Genomic DNA, 22,376 nt, shown 5'->3' on the forward strand with positions numbered 1-22,376 from the left:
ACGTGCCCCCGGGTTCCGACACCACCGCCGAAGCCGCTTCGCCCGGCCCCGCCGCCGACCGACCGGGCGGGACGCCCGGGCCCGCCGCCGAGCCGCCGTCCGGCGACGGCGAGGCGGTTCCGCCCGTGTCCGCCGCCGCGGACCGGCCGGGCCGGTTCCGCCGTCTGGGGCTGCTGGCCCGCCGGGAGGCGGGCCGCAGCCTGCTCGCGGCCGTCAGCGGCCTCGCGCTCGGCTTCGCCTTCCCGCCGTTCGGTGTGTGGCCGCTGTCCCTGCTGGCGGTGGCCGCGCTGGCGCTGCTCACCCACGGCCGCACCGCCCGGCAGGGCGCCTGGACGGGCTTCGCGTTCGGGCTGCCGTTCTTCGCGCTGCTGCTGAAGTGGCTCAGCGTGATCGGCTGGGACGCGACGATCGGCCTGTCCGTCATCGAGGCGGCCTTCCTGGCGCTGCTGGGCGCCGGGCTGGCCCTGGTCTCCCGGCTGCCCGTGCCGGCCCTGTGGCCGCTGTGGACGGCCTGTCTGTGGGTCGCCGAGGAGTGGGCCCGGGACCGTACGCCGTTCGGGGGCTTCCCCTGGGGGCGGCTGGCCTTCGCCAACACCGGTTCGCCCTTCACCCCGCTCGCCGCCCTGGGCGGCGCCCCGCTGGTCACCTTCGGGGTGGCGCTGGCCGGCGGGCTGCTGGCCTCCGCGCTGCTGACCGGATGGCGGCTGCGCGGCGCCTTCTCGCCGCGCGCCGCGCTGCCCGCCGTGGGCGCGCTGGTGGTCGCCGGGGCGGTGACCGCGGCCGGGTCCACGGTGCCGATCCCGAACGGGGCCGCGAAGTCGGTGGACATCGCGGTGGTCCAGGGCAATGTGCAGCAGCCCGGCATGGACTTCCTGGGCCGTCCCATGAAGATCCTCAACAACCACGTCGAGGCCACTCTCGCCCTGGCCAAGGACGTCAAGGCCGGGCGGATCAAGAAGCCGGACCTGGTGATCTGGCCGGAAAACGCCTCCGACCTCGACCCCTTCCAGTACAAGGAGGCGTACGCCCGGATCGACGAGGCCGTGAAGGCCATCGACGTCCCGGTCCTGGTCGGCGCCCTGGTGGACCACCCCACCAAGGAGGGCTATGTGGAGAACCAGGGCATCGTCTGGGACCCGAAGGAAGGTCCCGGCGCCTCGTACACCAAGCAGCACCCGGTGCCCTTCGGTGAGTACGTGCCCTTCCGCCAGCAGCTCAGCAAGGTCATCACCCGGCTCCAGCGGGTGCCCCGCGACTTCTACCCCGGTGATCACACCGGGGTGCTCCAGGTGGGCCCGGCCCGGCTGGGCGATGTGATCTGCTTCGAGGTGGCGTACGACGAGATCGTCCGCGACACGGTCAACGCGGGTGCCCGCGCGATCGTCGTACAGACCAACAACGCCACCTACGGCCGCAGCGGCCAGCCCGACCAGCAGCTGGTCATGTCCCGGCTGCGGGCCATCGAGCACGGCCGTCCGGTGATCACGGCGGCCACCAGCGGGATCAGCGCCGTCGTCTCCCCGGATGGCACGATCGAGCAGCGGACGAAAGAATTCACGCAAGATGTGCTCACCGCGCGCATCCCCTTGCGTGACGGCAAGACCCTCGCCGACCGCGTCGGTGCGAGCCCGGAGTGGGTGCTCGCTATGGTGGGCCTTCTGTCCTGCGCGGCCGCGATCATGATTGGCCGTCGGGGACGTACGGACGAGAAGGGGCAGTAGCCGTGAGCGACGCACGCGAGGCCGACGAGCCGCAGAACAAGGCCGACGAGCCGCGCACCGAGGCCGACGGACCGCGCACCGGGGCGGAAGGGCCGGTCGACGCGGCCGGGGAGCGGCCGGGCGAGGGGGACGCGGCCGCGGAAGCGAGCCGCACCACCCAGGACGACGGCGGCCGCCGCAAGTACGGCCCGCTCGGCAGCATCTTGGTGATCATTCCGACCTACAACGAGGCGGAGAACATCAAGCCCATCGTCGCCCGGGTCCGGGAGTCCGTGCCGGACGCGCACATCCTCGTCGCCGACGACAACAGCCCCGACGGCACCGGCAAGGTCGCCGATGAGCTCGCGGTCGAGGACGACCATGTGCGGGTGCTGCACCGCAAGGGCAAGGAGGGGCTCGGCGCCGCCTATCTGGCCGGGTTCCGCTGGGGTATCGAGCACGGCTACGGCGTCCTGGTGGAGATGGACGCCGACGGCTCCCACCAGCCCGAGGAACTGCCCCGGCTGCTGACCGCACTCAAGGGCGCCGACCTGGTCATCGGCTCCCGCTGGGTACCGGGCGGACGGATCGTCAACTGGCCCAAGTCCCGTGAGTTCATCTCCCGCGGCGGCAGCACCTACTCCCGGCTGCTGCTCGATGTCCCGATCCGGGACATGACGGCCGGGTTCCGCGCCTTCCGCAAGGAGACCCTGGAGGGCCTGGGCATGGAGGCCGTCGCCTCCCAGGGCTACTGCTTCCAGATCGATCTGGCCTGGCGCGCCGTCAAGGCGGGTTTCCACGTCATCGAGGTCCCGGTGACCTTCATCGAACGCGAGCGCGGCGAGAGCAAGATGAGCCGTGACATCGTCACCGAGGCCGCCTGGCGGGTGATGACCTGGGGCGTGAGCAGCCGGGTCAACAAGCTGCTGGGCCGTAAGAACGCCTAGTCACAGCCCGCGTTTACCGCTCGGAGTAGTCCCACGGGCATCCGGCCGTTCCGTCCCCGAGACTTGAGGCGGAAGGAGGCGGAACATGCCTAAAACGACCATGAAGAGCAGCAAGAGCTCATCGCGCCGGACGTCGATGCCCCGCCGGGGCGCCAAGGGCGGCACGATGGAGTCACAGACCAAGGAAGAGCTCTACCGCAAGGCCAAGAAGGCCGGTATCGAGGGCAGGTCGCAGATGTCGAAGAGCGAGCTCATCTCGGCACTGCGGCACCGCTGACACCGGCCGCGGGCGGTTCCCCTGCCCCTGCCCCCCGCCCGTGGGAGGGGCGGGGGGCAGGGGACCACTCATGTTCGGGGCCGGGGCCGGGGCCGGTGTCGGGCGGGCCGGGTCCTCCCGGGCCACGGCCGTGGTGGTCCGCCGGGACCTTCCCCGCGATCCGGGAGGAATCCGCCGCCCCGGGGTCCGTGCCCCCGCGGCGTCCGGGCACACTGGGGGCATGACGACCGGCGCACCGCAGCAGAGCGACCCGACCCGCCCGAAGCGCTCGCGCGCCCGCACCTTCGTACCGCTGGGGATCGCCGCCTGGCTGGTGCTGGAGATCTGGCTGCTGACCGTGGTGGCGCACGCCACCGGCGGGCTCACCGTCTTCCTGCTGCTGGTGGCGGGTGTGGTGGTGGGCGCGGCCGTGGTCAAGCGCGGCGGACGCCGGGCCTGGCAGAGCCTGACCCGGTCCATGCAGCCGGGCGCCGATGCCTCGAAGCCCGCGGCCCGGCCCGGCTCCTCGTTCACCATGCTGGGCGGGCTGCTGCTGATGATGCCGGGGCTGATCTCCGATGCGGCCGCTCTGGTGTGTCTGTTCCCGCCGACCCGGGCGCTGCTGCGGCGCCGTGCAGAGGGGGCGCTGTCGCGCCGGATGGGATACGTCCCGGGGGCGCCCGGCGATCCGTTCCGCCAGGCCCGGGAGGGCGGCGGGCACGGTATGGGGCAGGGCGAGGGCGGTCACGTCATCCAGGGTGAGGTGATCCGCGACGATGAGCGCGCCGCAGGCCGTGGCGACGGCGGGGGCACCGTCCGGGGCGAGGTCCGGGGCGACGAGGACGGTCCGCGCTCGGCGCACCGCGACTGACCCGCGGCCCGGGGCCGGGGCCGGGGGAGACCAGGACGCACGGATCGGGACGCACGAGGGCCGGGGCCACCGCTCGGCGGTGGCCCCGGCCCTCGTGTGTCAGTGCTCTCTCGGGTCCGCGGTCAGGCGGACTTGCGGTTGTCCCGCGGATGCACGGCGATGTTCATGGCGCCGGAGCGCAGGACCGCCAGCCGCTCGGCCAGCACCTCCTCCAGCTCCTCGCGGGTGCGCCGCTCCATGAGCATGTCCCAGTGCGTGCGCGCGGGCTTGCCCTTCTTCTCCTCAGGACCGTCGCCGTCCACCAGGAGTGCCATGGCGCCGCACGCCTTGCACTCCCACTCCGGCGGGATCTCCGCCTCAACCGAGAACGGCATCTCGAATCGATGTCCGTTCTGGCATGCGTACTCCACCGCCTGGCGCGGGGCCAGATCGATGCCGCGGTCGGTCTCGTAGCTGGTCACCACGAGTCGCGTGCCGCGGAGAGCTCGCTCACTCATGAATCGTGCCTCCCGGGCTTGTCGCCCACAGGACAGGTGTCGCTGTCGTCGTCATCCGGTCAACGTCCGGTCGGCGGTGAAGATTCCCGTGTTGGGACATGCGTCGCCCGTCGTGCCGCCCCGTTGTTCTACCCACAGGCGCCCGGTTTGTCACATCTGGCAGCAGATGTCACCCAGCGTTTCTGGTACTTTAGCGCGCAGTAACGGTCCGCCTGGTAGGCCAAGGGCGTACACTACCGCTCCACTGCCCCGAGCTCGAAATCAGGTCCCCGTTCTGTCCGGGATCCGGCCCTCGGTGCCGCCCCGTGCGACCACGTCCGAGCCCTCCCCGGCGGCGGTGGGGATCGCGAAGAGGCGCAGGAAGAACTGTGACAGCGGCCCGATGGCCAGCGCAAAGAGCACGGTTCCGGCGCCCACGGACCCGCCCAGGAAGTACCCCGTCACCAGCACCGTCACCTCGATCCCGGTGCGCACCAGACGGATCGAGCGGCCGGTGCGCCGGTGCAGTCCGGTCATCAGTCCGTCCCGCGGCCCCGGCCCGAAGCGCGCCGAGATGTACAGCCCGGTGGCCGCGCCGCACAGCACGATCGAGAAGACCAGCAGCGGGATCCGCACCGCAAGCGCCTCGGGGGCCGGTACCAGCCACAAGGTGGCGTCCGCCGCCGGTCCCACCACCAGCACATTGGACACCGTGCCCAGGCCCGGCCGCTGCCGCAGCGGTATCCACAGCAGCAGTACGACGGCGCCCACGATCATGGTCACCGTGCCGAACGAGAGCGGGACGCGCTTGGTGATGCCCTGGTTGAGGACGTCCCAGGGGTCGAGACCGAGGGTGGCCCGCAGTTGCAGGGCCATGGAGGCGCCGAACAGCGTGAGTCCGACGTAGAGCTGGGCGAGGCGGCGGGCGAGGCGGCGGGATCCCCCCGACGGATCTGCGGACAACGTGCCCTCCTGCTTCCTGTTCTGATCGGCCTCACGGCCTCGTGGCCCGGGTGCCCTGGTGGTGATGGGCGGTGGCATGTCACTCTGTCCCCCGGGACCAGTCCAGTTCCATGGCCAATCCGTGAAAGGTGGACCGCATTCGATGAGTCCGTGGACCTCCGCGGTGGGGGCACCGCAGCTGGCGCGGCTGCTCGGATCACAGCACACCCGCGACCGTACTCCCGAAGGCGCGGTGGCCTCACTGAACGGCGGCCGCCGGGTGCCCGCGTACCGCGCCCTGGCCGACGGAGTGCGGCTGCTGATTCTGGAGGGCCGGGTTCCGGTCGCCGCCCGGCTGCCCGCCGAACGGGAACTCGCCGCCGCCCTCGCGGTCAGCCGCACCACGGTGGCCGCCGCCTACGAGGCGCTGCGCGGTGAGGGGTTCCTGGAGTCCCGGCGCGGCGCCGGGAGCTGGACCGCCATGCCCGCCGGGAGCCCGCTGCCCACCCGGGGGCTGGACCCGCTGCCGCCCGAGGACGCCGCCTCGGTGATCGACCTCGGCTGCGCCGCGCTGCCCGCCCCCGAGCCCTGGCTCACCCGCGCCATGCGCGGTGCGCTGGACGACCTCCCGCCGTACGCCCACACCCACGGCGACTACCCCGCCGGGCTGCCCGCCCTGCGCCAGGCGCTCGCCGACCGCTACACCGCGCGCGGCATCCCGACCATGCCCGAGCAGATCATGGTCACCACCGGCGCGATGGGCGCGGTGGCCGCCGCCTCGCGGCTGCTGGTGCGCCCCGGTGAGCGCGTCGCCGTCGAATCGCCCAGTTACGCCAACATCCTCCAGCTGATGCGCGAGGCGGGCACCCGGCTGGTCCCCGTCGCGATGGCCGACCGGCTCGGCGGCTGGGACTTCCCGTCCTGGCGCCAGGTGCTGAGCGCCGCCGCGCCCCGGATGGCCTATGTCATGGCCGACTTCCACAACCCCACCGGCGCGCTCGCCTCCGAGGAGCAGCGCCGCCGGCTCGTGGATGCCGCCCGGTCGGCCGGCACCGTCCTGGTCGCCGATGAGTCGATGGCCGAACTCCGGCTCGACGAGGACGTGGAACTGCCGCCTCCGCTGTGTTCCTTCGATCCGGCGGGCAGCACCGTGATCACCGTCGGCTCGGCGAGCAAGAGCTTCTGGGCCGGACTGCGCATCGGCTGGGTGCGCGCGGCGCCCGAGGTGATCCGCAGTCTCGTCGCCGCCCGCGCCTACGCCGACCTGGGCACCCCCGTCATCGAACAGCTCGCGGTGGCCTGGCTGCTGAACACCGGCGGCTGGGAGGAGGCCGTCGCGATACGCCGTGAGCTCGCACGCGGCCACCGCGACGCGCTGGTGGGCGCGCTGCGCCGCCACCTCCCCGACTGGGAGTTCACCGTGCCGCACGGCGGGCTCACCCTGTGGGTGCGCACCGGCGGCCTCTCCGGATCGCGGATCGCCGAGGCGGGTGCGCGGCTGGGGGTGCGGGTGCCGTCCGGACCGCGCTTCGGGGTGGACGGGGCCTTCGAGGGCTATGTGCGGCTGCCGTTCACCGTGGGCGGCGCCGTCGCCGACCAGGCCGCCACCCGGCTGGCCGCCGCGGCCGAACTGGTCGCCACCGGCGCGGTCACCGAGGCCGAGGCCCCGCGCACCTACGTCGCCTGAGCCCGCGCCCCTCCGCGCGGGCGGGCGAGGGGCGCTCAGGCGCCGGACGGGGCCGAGGCGCAGGGCGGTTCCGCCGGCTGTCCGGCCGGGCCGCCCTCCGGCCGCGGCAGCAGTCTGAGCACCGCCTGCCGCTGTGCCTCGCTGGTCGCGTCGTCGTACGGATCCGGGGTGGCGGGCACCTGGAGCCGGTGCACCGGTCCGGTGCCCAGCCGGGCGTAACCGCGGCCCGCGGGCATCTCCGGGGTCGGGGTGGTGTGCGGCGGCGCGCCGAGGACGGCCGCCGCCTGGTCGAAGGAGGCCGGGCCCAGCACCACCCGGGCCCGGGTGTGGGTCCGCACCGCCTCGGTGAGCCCGTCCGCGGCGTCGAGCTGGTCCGCGACCACCACCCGTACGTTCGCCGCCCGGCCGTGCCGCAGCGGTACGGCCAGCAGCTCCTGCGGATCGGGGCGGCCGTCGGCGGCGGCCAGGTGGCTGAGCACCGACGGGCGGTCCAGCAGGATCCACAGCGGGCGCTGGATGTCGTCCGGCAGCGGATGGCCCAGCTGCCGCGCGCGGTTGGCGGCGATCAGCCGCCGCTCGGTCTCGTGCCCCGCCCACTCCAGCGTCGCCAGCGTCCCGGCCAGTCCGCACTCCACCGCCAGCACTCCGGCCCGTCCGGCCAGACACGCGTACTCGCTGGTGCCGCTGCCGTCCACCACCAGGACGTCCCCGTGGTGCAGCGCCTGGAGGGCGATGGAGCGCAGCAGGGTCGTGGTGCCGCTGCCGGGCTGGCCGAGGGCCAGCAGATGCGGCTCGGTGGAGCGCGGTCCGGTGCGCCAGACCACCGGCGGGACATCGCGGGTGGCGGGCTCCTCGGCCGCCTCGTCCCGGCCGCCTCCCGGCCGCGACCCGTTCCCGGGCGGCTCCGCGGCGCCGCCCTCGGGGCCTTCACCGCCCTCGAGCACCGGCAGGGTGCGCTGGACGGAGGAGGTGTCGGTGAAGCCGAGCACGGTCTCACCGGGGGTGGTGACGAAGCGCTGGGCGCAGATCGCGGTGGACAGCGGGGGCAGCACTGTCAGGGTGAGCCGGTTCGCCTCCTCGTCCCAGGCGAAGAGGTACTCCCGGCCGCGTCCGGACTTGGCGTGCAGCAGCTGTTCGATCCGTGCCCGGGAGGAGGGCTCACCGTCGGTGAAGTACGCCGGATAGCGCAGGTGCAGCTTGGTCAGCCGGCCGCCCTCGTCGAACGCGTAGGACTCGAAGGCGTCCGACCACTCCCCGCCGTGGACGTACAGCGGACTGGGGTCCTCGGCGGTCGAGAAGTAGGGCACGAGCGCCTCGTAGAGCGTGCGCAGCCGCTCGGTTCCGTCCGGTCCGGGACCGTCCGGAGCGGCGGCGGCACGCTCCCGGCCCGCCCAGCACGCCGCTCCTATCAGGCAGACCCCCGCCACCAGCGGCCCGTAGGGCAGCAGGAAGACGACGAACACCCCGCAGGCCGCGAGGAAGAGCGCCGGGCCGCGGCGTTCGCCCGGCAGCTCCCCCCACATCCGCCGCCCCGAGGCGGCCATCACGCGCAGCCCCCGGGTGAGCGCGATCAGCGGGTGGAGCACATCGGCGGCGCTGTCGGCCGCCGTTCGGGCGAAGTCGCGGCCGCGCAGCAGGGGGTCCGGGGCGCTGCCGAGCCGGAGGCGGGGGAGTCGTGCCACGTCAGATCTTGATTCCGCCCAGCAGGCTGGCCAGGCTCGCGCCGCCCGCCTTGATGCTCGGGGCGATCGCGGTGCTCGCCAGGTAGAAGCCGAAGAGGGCGCAGACGATCGCGTGGGACCCCTTGAGGCCGTCCTTGCGGAAGAACACGAAGACGACGATGCCGAGCAGTACGACACCGGAAATGGAGAGGATCATCACGGGCTCCTGGCTGGTGGGGGACGGTCACCATGAGTTGTTCCAGGCTCACAGCATGTATCCATCTAGGGAAAGGTGCAAATGGGTGGATTATCGGTGTAATCATCACAATGGGTGTGTGATGGGGGCGGCCCGGTGCGGGGGTCCCACCCGCCCTGGGGTGGACGTGATCGCGGAGAAGTGATCACCTGGCGGGACGAGCCGGAAGCCGAGCCGGAGGCGAGACGCCATGAGCGAACCGAACGAGCCCGCCCACGACCCGGAGGTGCTCCAGCTGGCCGCCAAGGTCTTCGACCTGGCCCGGCGCGGTGACACCGACACCCTCGCCGCCTACGTGGACGCGGGTGTTCCGGCCAACCTCACCAACGACAAGGGTGATTCGCTGCTCATGCTGGCCGCCTACTACGGCCACCCGGCGGCCGTATCGGCCCTGCTGGAGCGGGGTGCGGACCCCAATCGCGTCAATGAACGGGGTCAGACCCCCATCGCCGGAGCCGCCTTCAAGGGTGAGGAGGAGGTGCTGCGGGTGCTGCTGGCCGGCGGCGCCGATCCGCGGGCCGGGTCGCCCTCGGCGGTCGAGACGGCGCGGATGTTCGGACGGCAGGACCTGCTCACCCTGTTCGGGACGCCGGAAGCCGAGTAGCCCCGCGCGGAGCGCTTCGTTCAGGGGGTGGGCGAAGCGGTCGCCGGAGGCTGTGGCGCGGGGCTCGGGGCCGGTAGATTCGGGCCGGGGGAAGGAGCCTTATGGCCGAAAACCGGCGCACCGTACGCGATCTGCGGCGCGGTAACCGCTCGACACTGCTGCGCACGCTGTACTTCCAGGGGCCGGTGAGCCGCCAGGAACTGGGAGAGCTCACCGGGCTCAGCGCGGGCTCGGTCAGCAGTGTGGTCGCCGAGCTGTTCGCCGACGGGCTGGCCGAGGACGCCGGTTCGGTCGGCTCCGACGGCGGCCGCCCCCGGACGCTGCTGCGGGTGGCCCCCGGCAGTGGCCACCTCATCGGGGCAGACATCGGTGAAACCCACGTCCGGGTGGCGCTGTTCGACCTCGCGTTGACCGAACTCGCCCGATGGGAGCACCCGCTGCGCCCCGGCCGCCCGGAAGCCGGGGCGGTCGTCGAACACATCCTGACCGGACTGGACATGGTGCTGGCCAAGGGGGACGTGGCGGCCGAGGCGGTCATCGGTGTGGGGGTGGGGGTTCCCGGCATCGTCGAGCGGGATCCCGAGGCCGTCGTCCACGGCCAGACATCCGGCTGGGACGCGGTGCCGCTGGAGCGGCTGCTGCGCGCGGGCACGCCGCTGCCGCTGTTCATCGACAACGGCGCCAGCGCACAGGGCCAGGCCGAGATGTGGTTCGGGGCCGGACGGGGCGCGGACACCGCCGTGATCGCGCTGATCGGCTCGGGTGTCGGCGCGAGCATCGTGACCGGCGGGTCCCCCTACCGCGGCGCGACCAGCAGCGCGGGGGAGTGGGGCCACACCGTCGTCCAGGTCGGCGGACGCACCTGCCGGTGCGGCGCGGTCGGCTGTCTGGAGGCGTACATCGGGGCGCAGGCGGTACTGGACCGCTACCGGACCCGGCACGGCGGGGGCATCGCGCCGTGCGGGGGCTCCCTGGACGGGTGCGGGCCCGCCGGACCCGGCCCGGTCTCCGCCGCCGGGCAGCAGGACGCGTTCGCCGCGCTGCTGCGGGCGGCCGCCGACGGGGCCGACCCCCGGGCGCGCGAGGTCGTGGAGGAGACCGCGGCCTACCTCGGCGCGGGCATCGCCGACCTGGTCAACCTCTTCAACCCCGAGCGGATCATCCTCGGCGGCTGGGCCGGACTGCTGCTGGCCCGTCACGCCCTGCCGGTGGTCCGGGAGGCCACCGCCCGCTACGCGCTGCGCCGTCCACTGGCCCGGACCGAGATCACCCCGGCCGCGCTCGGGCCGGACGCGGTGGCCCTGGGTGCGGCCACCCTTCCGCTGGCCCGGTTCCTCGGCACCGGGGGCCCCGGGCGTGAGGTTCCGGTGCCCTCCGGATCTCTCCGGTGAGTTCGACTCCTGTCCTTTTCACGGGAGTTGGGGACAGCGCCGTCTCAAGTTCTTTGAACCAAGAAGGTCCAGACCTGTTGACATGGCGTAAACCCGGCTGGACATTATGTCTTCCCGGGAGGTGATGTATGACGGCCCAGACAGCCCAGCCCCACCCGCTCACCGTTGGGCGCGACCAGCGGCACGGCGCACGCTCCCCGGTCCTGTGGGCGTTGTACTCCGACTCCCCGCTCAGCAGGCGGCAACTCACCCTGCGTACGGGCCTTGACGCCACCGTGGTGGACGCCGCCGTCGATGAACTGCTCCTGGAGGGCGTCCTCATCGAGCCGGAGACGGACCGGCCGGGCCCGGCGCCGCTGCGGCTCGTCCGCGCGCACCGGTACGTCGTCGGCGTCGACATCGGGGAAACCCGGGTGCGCGTCGCGCTGTTCGACCTGGGGCTGAACCGGCTCGCCGCCGCCGACCATCCGCTGTCCACCGGACAGCATGATCCCGACAGCGTTGTCGGCCATGTCCTGGCCGGGCTCGACACCGTCATCGGCGCCGCCGGGGTGCCGCCGTCGGCGATCCTCGGCGTCGGTGTCGGCATCTCGGGCGCGGTGGAGCGCGGGGCCGAGACACTCGTCCACGGCCAGAGCTTCGGCTGGGACGCGGTGCCGCTGGAGCGGCTGCTGCGCGCGGGTACGGCGCTGCCGCTGTTCATCGACAACGGCGCCGGCGCGATGGGCCGGGCCGAGCTGTGGTTCGGCGCCGCGCGCGGCGCCCGGCATGTGGTGGTCGCGCTGATCGGCTCGGGTGTCGGCGCGAGCATCGTGACGGGCGGGTCCCCCTACCGCGGCGCGACCAGCAGCGCGGGGGAGTGGGGCCACACCACCGTCCAGGCCGGGGGCCGCCGTTGCCGGTGCGGTGCGCGCGGCTGTCTCGAGGCGTACGTGGGGGCCGGAGCGGTCCTGGAGCGCTTCCGCCAGGCCCGGCGCGGCCGTCCGGTCCCGGGGGAGGACGAGGAGTCCGCGTTCGGCGCGCTGCTGACCGCGGCCGACACCTCACCCGCGGCCCAGCGCGTCCTGGAGGAGGCCGCGGTGTACCTCGGCGCCGGGATCGCCAATCTGGTCAACCTCTTCAACCCGGAGCGCATCGTCCTCGGCGGCTGGGCCGGACTGCGGTTCGGCGCCCGGATGCTGCCCCGGATCCGGGAGTCGGTGGCCGCGCACGCCCTGCGGCGCCCCTACGCCCACACCGCCATCGAACTCGGCACGCCGGGACCGGACGGAGTGGCGCTCGGCGCCGCGACCCTCCCGGTGTGCCGGTTCCTCGCCGACGGCGCGCGTCCGCCGCGGACCCCCGTTCCCTGACGGCCCGTTCGGCCCCCGCGACCGCTCCCCACCGATGTTCCACCGGCCGTGACCGCACCGGCCGCAGCACCTTCCCCCGCGGACCGGCGACGCCCGGTCCACCCCCCACAGGAAGGCACCACGGTTCCATGCGAAGGACCCTGCGCACCACCGTGATCGGCCTGCTCTCGGCCACCGCCCTCGCCGCCGTCTCCTGGTCCACCGCCCCGGCCGCCGCGGGGCAGGACGGTGGCGGCCGGACCGCCGCCGCCACGTTCACCGAGAACTTCGACGGCCCGGCGGGCAGCGCCGTCGACGGCTCCCGCTGGAGCCACGAGACCGGCGACAACGTCAACAACCACGAGCGGCAGTACTACACCGCCGGGACCGGGAACGCGGCGCTGGACGGCCAGGGAAACCTGGTCATCACCGCGCGCAAGGAGAACCCCGCCGACTACGCCTGCTGGTACGGCCGGTGCGAGTACACCTCCGCCCGGCTGTCCACCGCCCGCACCTTCACCACCGCCTACGGCCACGTGGAGACCCGGCTGAAGGTCCCGCGCGGCCAGGGCATGTGGCCCGCGTTCTGGATGCTGGGCACCGACATCGGCAGCGCGGGCTGGCCCGACTGCGGTGAGATCGACGTGATGGAGAACGTCGGCTTCGAACCGGGCACCGTACACGGCACCCTCCACGGCCCGGGCTACTCCGGCTCCGGCGGTATCGGCGCCGGTTACACCCTGCCGGGCGGCGCCGCGTTCGCCGACGCCTTCCACACCTTCGCCGTCGACTGGTCCCCGAACAAGATCACTTGGTCGGTGGACGGGCAGGTCTACCAGACGCGCACCCCAGCCGATCTCGGCGGCAACCGCTGGGTGTTCGACCACCCCTTCCACCTCATCCTCAACCTGGCCGTAGGCGGCTACTGGCCCGGTGACCCGGACGGCAGCACCGCCTTCCCGCAGGTGCTCGTCGTCGACTACGTCAAGGTGACCGGTGGCAGCTGATCCGCAAGGGGCCGAGTAGCGTGCTCCCATGGACATCGGTGATGTGGTCGAGGACTTCGAACTTCCCGACGAGACCGGTACGGTCCGGACGCTGAGCGGACTGCTCGCGGACGGACCGGTGGTGCTCTTCTTCTACCCGGCGGCCATGACCCCCGGCTGCACCAAGGAGGCGTGCCACTTCCGCGACATCGCGGCGGAGTTCAGGGCCGTGGGGGCACAGCCGGTGGGCATCAGTGCCGACTCCGTGGAGCGGCAGGCGGAGTTCGCCGGCCGTCACTCCTTCGGCTATCCGCTGCTCTCCGACCCGGAGGGCACCGTACGGGAGCGGTTCGGCGTCAAACGCGGACTGGCGGCGGTACCGACCAAGCGGGTCACCTTCGTGATCGGTACCGACCGCCGGGTGCTGGAGATCGTCAAGAGCGAGTTCCGGATGACGGTCCACGCCGACAAGGCGCTGGAGGCGCTGCGCAACGCGGCGGGCTGACCCCGCCGGCCGCGCACACGGAAGGCCCACGGGCGGGCCGCTGAGGGCGGCCCGCCCGTCGGTGTCTCATCCCGACGGGGAGAAGACGAAGGTGAACGCGGCCGGTGCGACCGGGAGGCGGTACGGCTCCAGCACTCCGGGCCCGCACGACAGACTGCCGATGCCCTGCTGACCGTGGTCGAGGTTGACCCACACCGTGTCCGGCGACGGCACCAGGTCCGTGGTGTGCGCGGCGGCGTCCAACTGCTCACTGGTCCAGCGGCGCGCGGTGAACCAGAACGGCGGGGCGCCCTCGATCCGCACCCCCCGCCCGTCGGGAGCGGACAGCCGCGCCCAGCGGACGTCCGGCCGCGCCCCGTTCTCCTGCGGCCGGACGTACGGCGTCTGCATCGCGTCGACCGACAGCGCCCAGCGCCCCAGGCGGGACGCGGTCCGGGTGTCCGGATATCCCTCGCCGGGGCCGCCGCCGAACCACTCGGCGTGGCCGAGCGAGGCCGGAACACCCAGCCGCAGACCGAGCCGCGGCAGCGGACAGGGCCAGGTGCCGCGCGGTACGACGGACACCGCGAGCCGCAGCCGGTCCCCGGCGGCGGTCCAGCGGCAGACCGTCTCCAGGGCCAGATCGGTGGCCGCGGCCGCCACCCTCGTCCGCACCGTGAGCCCGGTGCCGTCCGGCTCCACCGCGTCCACCCGGTGCCTCATCCGGTGCAGCCCCAGCTCCCGCCAGATCAGCCCGTACCGCTCATCGGGCTGCCAGGAGGCGCCGTTGTCGTTGTCGGTGGGCGCCCGCCACACATCCAGCCGCGGCCCGGTGACCGCGAGCGGGCCGAGCGCGGTGAGCTCACCGGTGGCGGCGTCGAAGGTGCCCGGTCCGAGGGTGATCCGCCGCGCGGCGCGGCGGGGCGCCTCCACCGGTGCGTCGGTGTGCGGGGGCTCGGTCCGCACCCGGGCGGGGAGCTGGCCCCACGCCACCGGATGGCCCGCCGGGGCCCACACCGTGGTGGCGGCCAGCCGCGCCTCCACGGTCCACCGGGTCTCCTGGCCGGGCGCGGTCTCGGGCGGCACCGGCAGCTTGAGGTCGGCGGCCAGTCCCGGGCCGATCGGGGGCACCGCCAGCTCGCCGGACGCCACCACCTCGCCCTCGGCCTCGTAACGCCAGGCGAAGACCAGATGGGACAGATCGGCGAAGTCATGGTGGTTGGCGATCCGCACCGTGCCCTCGACACCGTCGCCACCGATCCGGACCGGCTCGATGACCTTCTTGTACTCGGTCAGCCCCGGTGAGGGGGTGCGGTCGGGGAAGACCAGACCGTCGCAGACGAAGTTCCCGTCGTGCAGCTCCTCGCCGAAGTCCCCGCCGTAGGCGAACCAGGGCGTGCCGTCGGCGGTGCGCCGGGCCAGACCGTGGTCGATCCACTCCCAGACGAAACCGCCCTGGCAGCGCTCATGGGTCTCGAACGACCGCTGGTACTCGGTGAGTCCACCCGGCCCGTTGCCCATCGCGTGCGCGTACTCGCACTGGATGAACGGCAGCCGCCGGCGCCTGGCGTCCAGCTCCGGATCGCCCCACGGCGGCTCCGCGCGCCGTCCGATCCGCTCGACCTCGTCGTGCGGCGCGTACATCCGCGAGTAGACGTCGGTGTCGGCGCAGGACGGATCGCCCTCGTAGTGGATCACCCGCGACGGATCGCGCTCCCGGATCCAGTCGGCCATGGCGGACAGCCCGCGACCGGTGCCGCACTCGTTCCCCAGCGACCACATCACGATCGACGGGTGGTTCTTGTCGCGCTCGACCATCCGGGCGGCCCGGTCGAGCAGTGCCGGGGTCCAGCGGGCGTCGTCCACCGGGTTGTCCCGCCAGTCCTGTTCGACGAAGCCGTGGGTCTCCAGATCGCATTCGTCGACGACCCACAGCCCCAGCTCGTCACAGAGCCCGAGGAAGGCCGGATGCGGCGGATAGTGGCTGGTGCGCACGGCGTTGACGTTGTGCTGTTTCATCAGCGTCAGATCGGCGCGCATGGTCTCCGGGTCCAGCGTGCGGCCGGACTCCGGGTGGAACTCGTGCCGGTTGACCCCGCGGAACAGCACCCGCCTGCCGTTGACCTTCAGCAGTCCGCCCTCGACCACGATGGTGCGGAAGCCGACCCGCAGCGGAACGCTCTCGCCGACGGTGGTCAGCCACGCGTCGTACAGCCGGGGGGTCTCCGCCGTCCACGGCTCCACCGGCACCGTGGCGCTCTCCCCGGTGGCCAGGTCCAGGCCCAGTTCGGGCACGGTGACCCGGCCACCGGGATCGGCGTCGATCCGCAGGGTGCCCTCGCCCCGTACGTGGTCGTAGGAGGCGTGCACGAAGTAGTCCTCCAGACAGCCCTCCGGGCGGTGTTCCAGGGTGACCTCGCGGAAGATCCCCGGCAGCCACCACTGGTCCTGGTCCTCCAGATAGCTGCCGGAGGACCACTGGTGCACGCGGACCGCCAGCACGTTGCCGCGCGGCAGCAGCAGCCCGCCGACGGCGAACTCCTGCGGCAGCCGGCTGCCCTTGAACGTGCCCAGCTCCTCACCGTTGAGCCAGACCCGGGCACAGGAATCGACGCCCTCGAACCGCAGCACCGCGTCGCCGCCGTCCGGCCAGCCCGGGGGCAGGTCGAAGAGGCGCAGATGGTCACCGGTGGGGTTCTCGGTGGGGACCCGCGGCGGGTCCACCGGGAACGGATAGCGGTGATTGGTGTAGATGGGCGCGCCGTGGCCGTGCAGCACCCAGTGCGCGGGCACCGGGATCCCGGCCCACCCCGAGGCGTCGTAGCCGGGGCGGGCGAAGGAGTCGTCCTCGGCGGTGGCCGTCGGGGACAGCCGGAAGGCCCAGGTGCCGTCAAGGCTCAGCCGCGCCGCGTCGGTCTCGGCGGACCAGGCGCGGGGCGGCAGTCCCCCGCTGCCGGGGGAGATGTCCTCGTAGTACGGAAGGGGTGCGGGTGCGTGTGATGTGTGCTGCGTGGAGCTCATCCTTCTCCTCGGTCAGCGTTCGGTCGGGCCGGTCGTGGCCGCGCTGGTCGAGCACATGGGTGGGGATGGAGCAGCCCGGCGGCGAGGCCGGGACGTCAGGGGGCGGACTCCTTCGCGTCGGCGGATCCGGGATACCCGCCGCGGCTCCCCCCATGCGCCTTCCAGCGGGCGGGCGCGCTGTTGGACATCCCGACCGCACCCGGTTTCACGAAGCCCTCGGGTGCGCGCGCCCGGCCGACGCGAGCCAGCCCTCCAGGGCGAAGGTGGCGGCGCCGAGGCTCACGGGGTTGTCGGGGATCGGGGACAGCACGATCCGGGTGCTCGCCAGCGGACGGCGCAGGGCGCGCTCGGCCACGGCGGTGCGCACCTCGGCGAGCAGGGGCTCACCGAGCCGGGCCGCGACCCAGCTGCTGAGGACGATCACTTCGGGGTTGACCAGGTTGACCAGGTCGGCCAGGCCCGCACCCAGATAACGGGCGGTGTTCTGCACGGTCCTCACCGCCACCGGATCGCCGTCGGCGAGCGCACGGCCGAGCGCCTCGATCGTGGCCGTCTGATCGTCGGGGTGCAGCAGAGGGCTGCCGGGGCTCAGCTCGCGCAGGTTCCGCATGATGCCCGGGGCGCCGACGTAGGACTCCACACAGCCCTGGGCGCCGCAGTGGCACAGCCGTCCGTCCAGCACCAGGGTGGTGTGACCCCATTCCCCAGCGCTGTTGCTCGCACCGCGGTGCAGGGTGCCGCCGAGCGCGAGCCCGGCACCCACGCCCGTACCGAGGTTGACCACCACCGCGTCGTCCCGGCCGCGTGCCGCGCCGAACCACAGCTCGGCCACGGTGCAGGCGCGCAGCGGATTGTCCAGGTACAGCGGATGGGGGAGGTGTCCGGCCAGCAGGTCCAGCACCGGGACGTCGTGCCAGTCCCAGTTGGGCGCGAACACCGACACCCCGCCCTCACGGTCCACCTGCCCCGGCAGGCTGACCCCGACCCCCAGCACCCGCTCGTCGGGGACGGCCGCGGCCGTGACCACGGTCCGTACGGCGGTGGCGATCCGCGCGACGACCTGCTCCGGACCGCGTTCACCGGGGCGTTCGGGGCGCAACTCCTCCTCGGCGCGGGCCAGTACGGTGAGGGAGAGGTCGAACAGCTCGACGTGGATATAGGTCTCGGCCACGTCCACCCCGATCAGGGCGCCGCCGGAGCCGTTCACGGCCACCAGCCCGCGCGGCCGTCCGCCGTCGGACTCCTCGTGGCCGACCTCGGTGATCGCCCCGAGCCGCAGCAGTTCGCCGACGAGCGTGGCGACGGTGGCCGGGCTGAGCCCGGTCGCGGCGGCCAGGTGCTGCCGTGACACCGGGGATCCGGCGATGACGTGGCGCAGCACCTCGTAGCGGTTCGCGACGCGGATGTCACGGGAGGTGCGCTTCACGCCGTGATGCCTCCTGGGGCGGGAGCGGGCCGAGGGGTACGGGCCGGTGAGGCGTCACAGTAGGTGCCCCGATCCGGCTTGGACAACCCCTTTGCACAACCCTTGGAGGAAGTCCCCTGGCGGAAGTCCCTTGGCGGAAGTCCCTTTCGGGGAGTTCCCGCGGCGGTGCCGCCGAGGCTCAGTGCGCGGTGAGGACCTCGCGGACGACCGGCCCCGCGGCGTCCCCGCCGTGGCCGCCCTTGGTGACCACGGCGGCCGCGGCCATGTCGTTCCGGTAGGCCGTGAACCACGCGTTGGTCTCCGGCTGGCCGTCGATCTCCGCCGAGCCGGTCTTGGCGCCGATGTCCCCGCTCAGCCCGGACATCGCACGGGCCGCCGTACCGCTGGTCGCCGTCAGCCGCATCATGCCCTTGAGCTGCTGGACGACGGCTGGGCTCAGACCGCGGTCACTGGTGGCGACCTGCCGGTGGCCCACCGAACGCGGCACCAGGACGGGCTGTCTGAACCGGCCCGTCTGGGCGGTGGCGGCCACGGAGGCCATGGTGAGCGGGTTCATCTGCACCGTGCCCTGGCCGATGAGGGCGGCGGCCTTGTCGTCCCCGCCGCCGTCGGGCACCGCACCGTCGAACGTCGGCACACCCACCTGCCAGTCGCGCCCGATGCCGAACACCGACTGTGCCTCACGCGCCAGCGCGCCGTCCGGGATCGCCCCGGCGAGCGCGACGAACGCCGTGTTGCAGGAGGCCGCGAAGTCCTGGGCGAAGGTGGCGCCCGGATTCTCGCTGTCCTCGACGTTGTGGAAGGTCATGCCCTGCTGGTACGCCGCCGTCTTCGGGCAGGGCACCTTCTTGCCGGGCGTCACCGTGCCGGTCTCCAGCAGGGTGGCGGCACTGATGATCTTGAACGTGGAGCCGGGCGCCGTCTGTCCCTGCAACGCCGCGCTGAACTCGCCCTTGTCGGAGTTGGCCACCGCCAGGATCTCGCCCGTACTGGGCTTGAGCGCCACCACCGAGGCACCGAAGCGCTTGGCCACGGCCTTCTCCGCGCTCTTCTGCACCGCGGCGTCGAGCGTGGTGCGCAGGGTGCCGCGCTTGCCCTTGGTGACCACGTGCAGGGTGTCCCCGGCCGTGCCGTCCGGGCGCACCGCCCACACCTCGACCTGCCCCGTACCGCCCATACGATCGCCGTACCGCGCCCGGAGCGAGGTCAGCAGCGGATCGAGTGAGGGGTAGCGCCCCGGGCGCAGCTCCTTGCCGTTCCGGTCGAGGACCGTCACCGGCGCGTTCTCCGCCAGTTCGGTGCGGACCGTCTGGCCCCGCGCCAGCTTGGGGTGGACGACCGCGGGCGTCCAGTCCACCAGCGGCTTGTCGGTCGTCCGGCCGCGCACCACGGTCAGCTGTGAGTCATAGCGCCAGGTCGAACGGGTCTTCCCGTAACGGATCTCGGCCTTCACCCGGAACGGCACCGTGGCGCCCTTCGCCGCGCCCGGCGTCAGGGTCACCTTCTTCACCTTGGCGTCGTCCCGGAACCCGCCCAGCAGACCGACGGCCGCCTGGGCGTCATTCGTGAAGCCGGAGGCCAGCAGGTCATTGCCGTCCGCCCACGCGTTCAGGAAGCGCCGCGCGGTGTCCCGGACCTCGGTCCCGGTCACCGCTCCGCCGTGCGTCGACGCGGTGTTGCCGCCGGTCACCCCGGCGTAGAGGTTGTACGCCCCGAACCCGGCGCCCCCCACCAGCACGACCACGGCCGCCCCGACGACGACCTTCCCCACTGCGCGCACGGCGCCCCCCGCCCCAGGTCAGATGGGCACCGGCCATTCCGGCGCCCCTCGCTCAGGCCGCCTTCTCCATCTCCCCGCGCAGCGCACGCGTATACACACCCAGCAACCGCCCGTACTCGGCCCGCTCCGCCGGACACAGCGCCCGGCCGGCCCGCGCCCGTAGAAACACACGGATGGCCTCGTTGGCCTGATCGGTGGAGGAGAGGGAGGGGGACAGTAAAGCCGCCTGGGAAGGAGTAGGAGTCGGACACATGACCCCCACCATAGAGGCAGCCACTGACACCGCGCACGGGTCTAAACCTCTTCGAGCCTCTCAACTGGCCTGATGTGGAGGTGATGTGAGCAACACCGCATCCGGGGCCCGGGGGTTCGGATCAGGGCCGTCAGCTGTCCGGGACCGTCAGTCCTCCGTGACGAGGACGACGTCCAGGGCGCGGGGGCCGTGGACGCCCTCGACGCGGGTGAGTTCGATGTCGCTGGTGGCGGAGGGGCCGGAGATCCAGGTCTGGGGGCGGGAGGGGGCGAGGCGTTCCAGGGCCTCGGGGACGGAGTCCACGACCTGCGAGGGCACCCGGATCACACAGATGTGGTGGTCCGGGACCAGGGTGATACGGCGGCGGCCCTGGTCGGGGGAGGCGTCCAGGACGACCGTGCCGGTCTCGGCGATGGCCACCGCGCAGCCGGTGACCACGCTGGACACCGCGTCCAGGTCATGCGGGGTCAGATCGGCGGAGTCCGGGATCCGGTGGACCGCGGTGGCGGAGAGCCAGTCGGCGGGGAGGGCCGGCGGGACGACGACGGTGCCGGCCCCACGGTCCATCAGCAGACGGGCGACGAGGGCCGGGAGTCCGGTGGTGTCGGTGCGGTGGACCGCGGCGCGGTAGTCGGTCAGGTTCTCGGCCAGGAGGTCGGCGGTCTGCGCCGGGGTGCGGTCGCCGTGGCGGCGCAGATACGTACGCTCGACCACCACCTCCGAAGGGCTCTCGCCGCGCGGGACATCGGTCAGCGCGCGGCGGACCCTCGCCATGACGAGGTCGCGTGAGCTCATGGGGTGCTCCTGTCGTTCGTGGCCCGGGTCCGCTGCCACCAGTCGCGGAACGACTCGGCCGGCACCGCGGGCAGTTCACGGGTGTCGCTCCAGGCGCGCCCCGGGCCCGGCAGCCGGCGCGGATGCAGCCGGCGGGTGCGGGAGGCGAGGCGCTGGCCGGTGCGCAGCACGCTCGGGTGGTCCAGCGCCCAGCGCGCCGCCCGCATCGCGGCGCGTTCGGCCGCGTGGCCCTTGGCGGGCTTGATGACCGCGCGGGTGCCGCGGACCGAGACCGGGCCGCCCTCGACGACCCGTTCGCGCAGGTGGACCAGGACCTCGGGGATGTCGATGGCGACCGGACACACCTCGTAGCAGGCACCGCACAGCGATGAGGCGTACGGCAGTGAGGCGTCCAGCGCGCTCTGGGTGCCGCGCAGTTGGGGGGTGAGGATGGCGCCGATCGGGCCCGGGTAGGCCGAGCCGTACGCGTGGCCGCCCGTGCGTTCGTACACCGGGCACACGTTGAGACACGCGGAACAGCGGATGCAGCGGAGCGCCTGGCGGCCCACGGTGTCGGCGAGGGTGTCGGTGCGGCCGTTGTCCAGCAGGACGAGGTGGAACGTGCGCGGGCCGTCGTCGTCCGAGGTGCCGGTCCACGTCGAGGTGTAGGGGTTCATCCGCTCGGCCGTCGAGGAGCGCGGGAGGAGCTGGAGGAACACCTCCAGGTCCTGGAACGTGGGCACCACCTTCTCGATGCCCACCACCGAGATCAGTGTGTCGGGGAGGGTCAGACACATCCGCCCGTTGCCCTCGGACTCCACCACCACCAGGGTGCCCGTCTCCGCCACCATGAAGTTCGCGCCCGAGACGCCCACCTTGGCGTTGAGGAACTTCTCGCGCAGGTGCAGCCGGGCCGCCTCCGCCAGGTCGGCGGGCGCGTCGGTGAGCCCGTCCGGGGCCGGGCGGCCCCACCGGGCCATCCGCTCGGCGAAGATGTCCCGGATCTCGGACCGGTTGCGGTGGATCGCAGGGACCAGGATGTGCGAGGGCAGATCGTCGCCCAGCTGCACGATGAGTTCGGCGAGATCGGTCTCGTACGCCGTGATGCCCGCCTCGGCGAGCGCGTCGTTCAGCCCGATCTCCTGGGTGGCCATCGACTTGACCTTGACGACCTCGTGTTCCCCGGTCGCCCGCACCAGTTCGGTGACGATCCGGTTCGCCTCGTCCGCGTCCGCCGCCCAGTGCACCTGGCCGCCGGCGGCCGTGACCGCGCTCTCCAACCGCTCCAGATAGTGGTCGAGATGGCGCAGCGTACGGTCCTTGATGGCGGCCCCCGCCGCGCGCAGCCGTCCCCAGTCGTCCAGTTCGGCCACCGCGGTGGCGCGCTTGGCGCGGATGGTGTGGGTGGCGTGGCGGAGGTTGGCGCGCAGCCGGGTGTCACGGGTGGAGGTGTCGGCCGCCTCCGGGAAGGCGGGCATCCCCAGATAGGTGGCGTGGCCGGGTCCGCTCACCAGGAGCTCCTTTCAGGGC

The 22,376-nt window shown here is 73.0% G+C and carries 19 protein-coding genes; 10 read left to right on the plus strand and 9 right to left on the minus strand.

Features of this window, described 5'->3' with window-relative positions; genetic code table 11:
* Positions 1–2 precede the first annotated feature (2 nt).
* The 4 genes from lnt to fxsA all read left to right on the plus strand — a co-directional run bounded on the left by lnt (position 3) and on the right by fxsA (position 3,774).
* Positions 3–1,721 carry an apolipoprotein N-acyltransferase gene (gene lnt / locus AC07FT_RS27740; protein WP_479178575.1) on the plus strand — a complete coding sequence of 573 codons (1,719 nt, stop codon included), beginning with the start codon at positions 3–5 and terminating at the stop codon, positions 1,719–1,721.
* A 2-nt stretch (positions 1,722–1,723) separates the two neighbouring features.
* Positions 1,724–2,647, plus strand: coding sequence for a polyprenol monophosphomannose synthase (locus tag AC07FT_RS27745; protein WP_479178577.1), 924 nt, complete (start codon positions 1,724–1,726; stop codon positions 2,645–2,647).
* 85 nt (positions 2,648–2,732) lie between these two features.
* The gene (locus tag AC07FT_RS27750; RefSeq protein ID WP_254741898.1) at positions 2,733–2,924 is read left to right on the plus strand and encodes a Rho termination factor N-terminal domain-containing protein; all 192 of its coding nucleotides are present in this window, start codon (positions 2,733–2,735) and stop codon (positions 2,922–2,924) included.
* 220 nt (positions 2,925–3,144) lie between these two features.
* Entirely contained in the window at positions 3,145–3,774 is a 630-nt protein-coding gene (gene fxsA, locus AC07FT_RS27755; protein WP_479178578.1) for an FxsA family membrane protein, read from the plus strand.
* A gap of 122 nt (positions 3,775–3,896) precedes the next feature.
* On the opposite strand, the gene AC07FT_RS27760 is transcribed toward fxsA, so the two are convergent.
* Both AC07FT_RS27760 and yczE read right to left on the minus strand, forming a co-directional pair.
* Entirely contained in the window at positions 3,897–4,271 is a 375-nt protein-coding gene (locus AC07FT_RS27760) for an RNA polymerase-binding protein RbpA (protein ID WP_254741893.1), read from the minus strand.
* 261 nt (positions 4,272–4,532) lie between these two features.
* Complete coding sequence (yczE, locus tag AC07FT_RS27765; protein ID WP_471206615.1) at positions 4,533–5,213, minus strand: membrane protein YczE; 681 nt, start codon at positions 5,211–5,213, stop codon at positions 4,533–4,535.
* A gap of 142 nt (positions 5,214–5,355) precedes the next feature.
* On the opposite strand from yczE, the gene AC07FT_RS27770 reads away from it, so the two are divergent.
* On the plus strand, positions 5,356–6,879 hold the full coding sequence (locus tag AC07FT_RS27770) for an SCO1417 family PLP biosynthesis transcription factor (protein WP_479178580.1): 1,524 nt from the start codon (positions 5,356–5,358) through the stop codon (positions 6,877–6,879).
* 35 nt (positions 6,880–6,914) lie between these two features.
* Here the strand turns inward: AC07FT_RS27770 and AC07FT_RS27775 are convergent, their stop codons facing one another.
* Both AC07FT_RS27775 and AC07FT_RS27780 read right to left on the minus strand, forming a co-directional pair.
* Positions 6,915–8,561 (minus strand): hypothetical protein, encoded by a 1,647-nt coding sequence (locus tag AC07FT_RS27775; RefSeq protein ID WP_479178581.1) that lies wholly within the window; start codon positions 8,559–8,561, stop codon positions 6,915–6,917.
* A 1-nt stretch (position 8,562) separates the two neighbouring features.
* Positions 8,563–8,757 carry a hypothetical protein gene (locus AC07FT_RS27780; RefSeq protein WP_254741884.1) on the minus strand — a complete coding sequence of 65 codons (195 nt, stop codon included), beginning with the start codon at positions 8,755–8,757 and terminating at the stop codon, positions 8,563–8,565.
* A 229-nt stretch (positions 8,758–8,986) separates the two neighbouring features.
* Here AC07FT_RS27780 and AC07FT_RS27785 point away from each other — a divergent pair, with 229 nt between their 5' ends.
* The 5 genes from AC07FT_RS27785 to AC07FT_RS27805 all read left to right on the plus strand — a co-directional run bounded on the left by AC07FT_RS27785 (position 8,987) and on the right by AC07FT_RS27805 (position 13,613).
* Positions 8,987–9,400, plus strand: a complete 414-nt coding sequence (locus AC07FT_RS27785; protein ID WP_471206609.1) for an ankyrin repeat domain-containing protein — start codon at positions 8,987–8,989, stop codon at positions 9,398–9,400.
* 101 nt (positions 9,401–9,501) lie between these two features.
* Positions 9,502–10,791 carry an ROK family transcriptional regulator gene (locus tag AC07FT_RS27790; RefSeq protein WP_479178583.1) on the plus strand — a complete coding sequence of 430 codons (1,290 nt, stop codon included), beginning with the start codon at positions 9,502–9,504 and terminating at the stop codon, positions 10,789–10,791.
* Positions 10,792–10,919: 128 nt separating this feature from the next.
* A complete protein-coding gene (locus tag AC07FT_RS27795; RefSeq protein WP_479178585.1) occupies positions 10,920–12,143 on the plus strand; it encodes an ROK family protein in 1,224 nt (407 codons plus the stop codon).
* A 128-nt stretch (positions 12,144–12,271) separates the two neighbouring features.
* Positions 12,272–13,129 (plus strand): glycoside hydrolase family 16 protein, encoded by an 858-nt coding sequence (locus AC07FT_RS27800; RefSeq protein WP_479178586.1) that lies wholly within the window; start codon positions 12,272–12,274, stop codon positions 13,127–13,129.
* Positions 13,130–13,157: 28 nt separating this feature from the next.
* Positions 13,158–13,613 carry a peroxiredoxin gene (locus AC07FT_RS27805; RefSeq protein WP_479178588.1) on the plus strand — a complete coding sequence of 152 codons (456 nt, stop codon included), beginning with the start codon at positions 13,158–13,160 and terminating at the stop codon, positions 13,611–13,613.
* Positions 13,614–13,679: 66 nt separating this feature from the next.
* On the opposite strand, the gene AC07FT_RS27810 is transcribed toward AC07FT_RS27805, so the two are convergent.
* From AC07FT_RS27810 to AC07FT_RS27830, 5 genes are all read right to left on the minus strand, one after another.
* Entirely contained in the window at positions 13,680–16,613 is a 2,934-nt protein-coding gene (locus AC07FT_RS27810; protein WP_479178589.1) for a glycoside hydrolase family 2 TIM barrel-domain containing protein, read from the minus strand.
* A 205-nt stretch (positions 16,614–16,818) separates the two neighbouring features.
* Positions 16,819–18,039, minus strand: a complete 1,221-nt coding sequence (locus AC07FT_RS27815) for an ROK family protein (RefSeq protein WP_479178590.1) — start codon at positions 18,037–18,039, stop codon at positions 16,819–16,821.
* 178 nt (positions 18,040–18,217) lie between these two features.
* Positions 18,218–19,819, minus strand: coding sequence for a penicillin-binding transpeptidase domain-containing protein (locus AC07FT_RS27820; RefSeq protein ID WP_479178592.1), 1,602 nt, complete (start codon positions 19,817–19,819; stop codon positions 18,218–18,220).
* Positions 19,820–20,219: 400 nt separating this feature from the next.
* Entirely contained in the window at positions 20,220–20,867 is a 648-nt protein-coding gene (locus AC07FT_RS27825) for a LutC/YkgG family protein (protein WP_479178594.1), read from the minus strand.
* On the minus strand, positions 20,864–22,324 hold the full coding sequence (locus tag AC07FT_RS27830; protein ID WP_479178619.1) for a lactate utilization protein B: 1,461 nt from the start codon (positions 22,322–22,324) through the stop codon (positions 20,864–20,866). Before AC07FT_RS27830 ends, AC07FT_RS27825 begins: the two co-directional genes overlap by 4 nt.
* Between the last annotated feature and the right edge of the window lie 52 nt (positions 22,325–22,376).

The sequence above is a fragment of the Streptomyces sp. NPDC045899 genome, assembly GCF_056431485.1.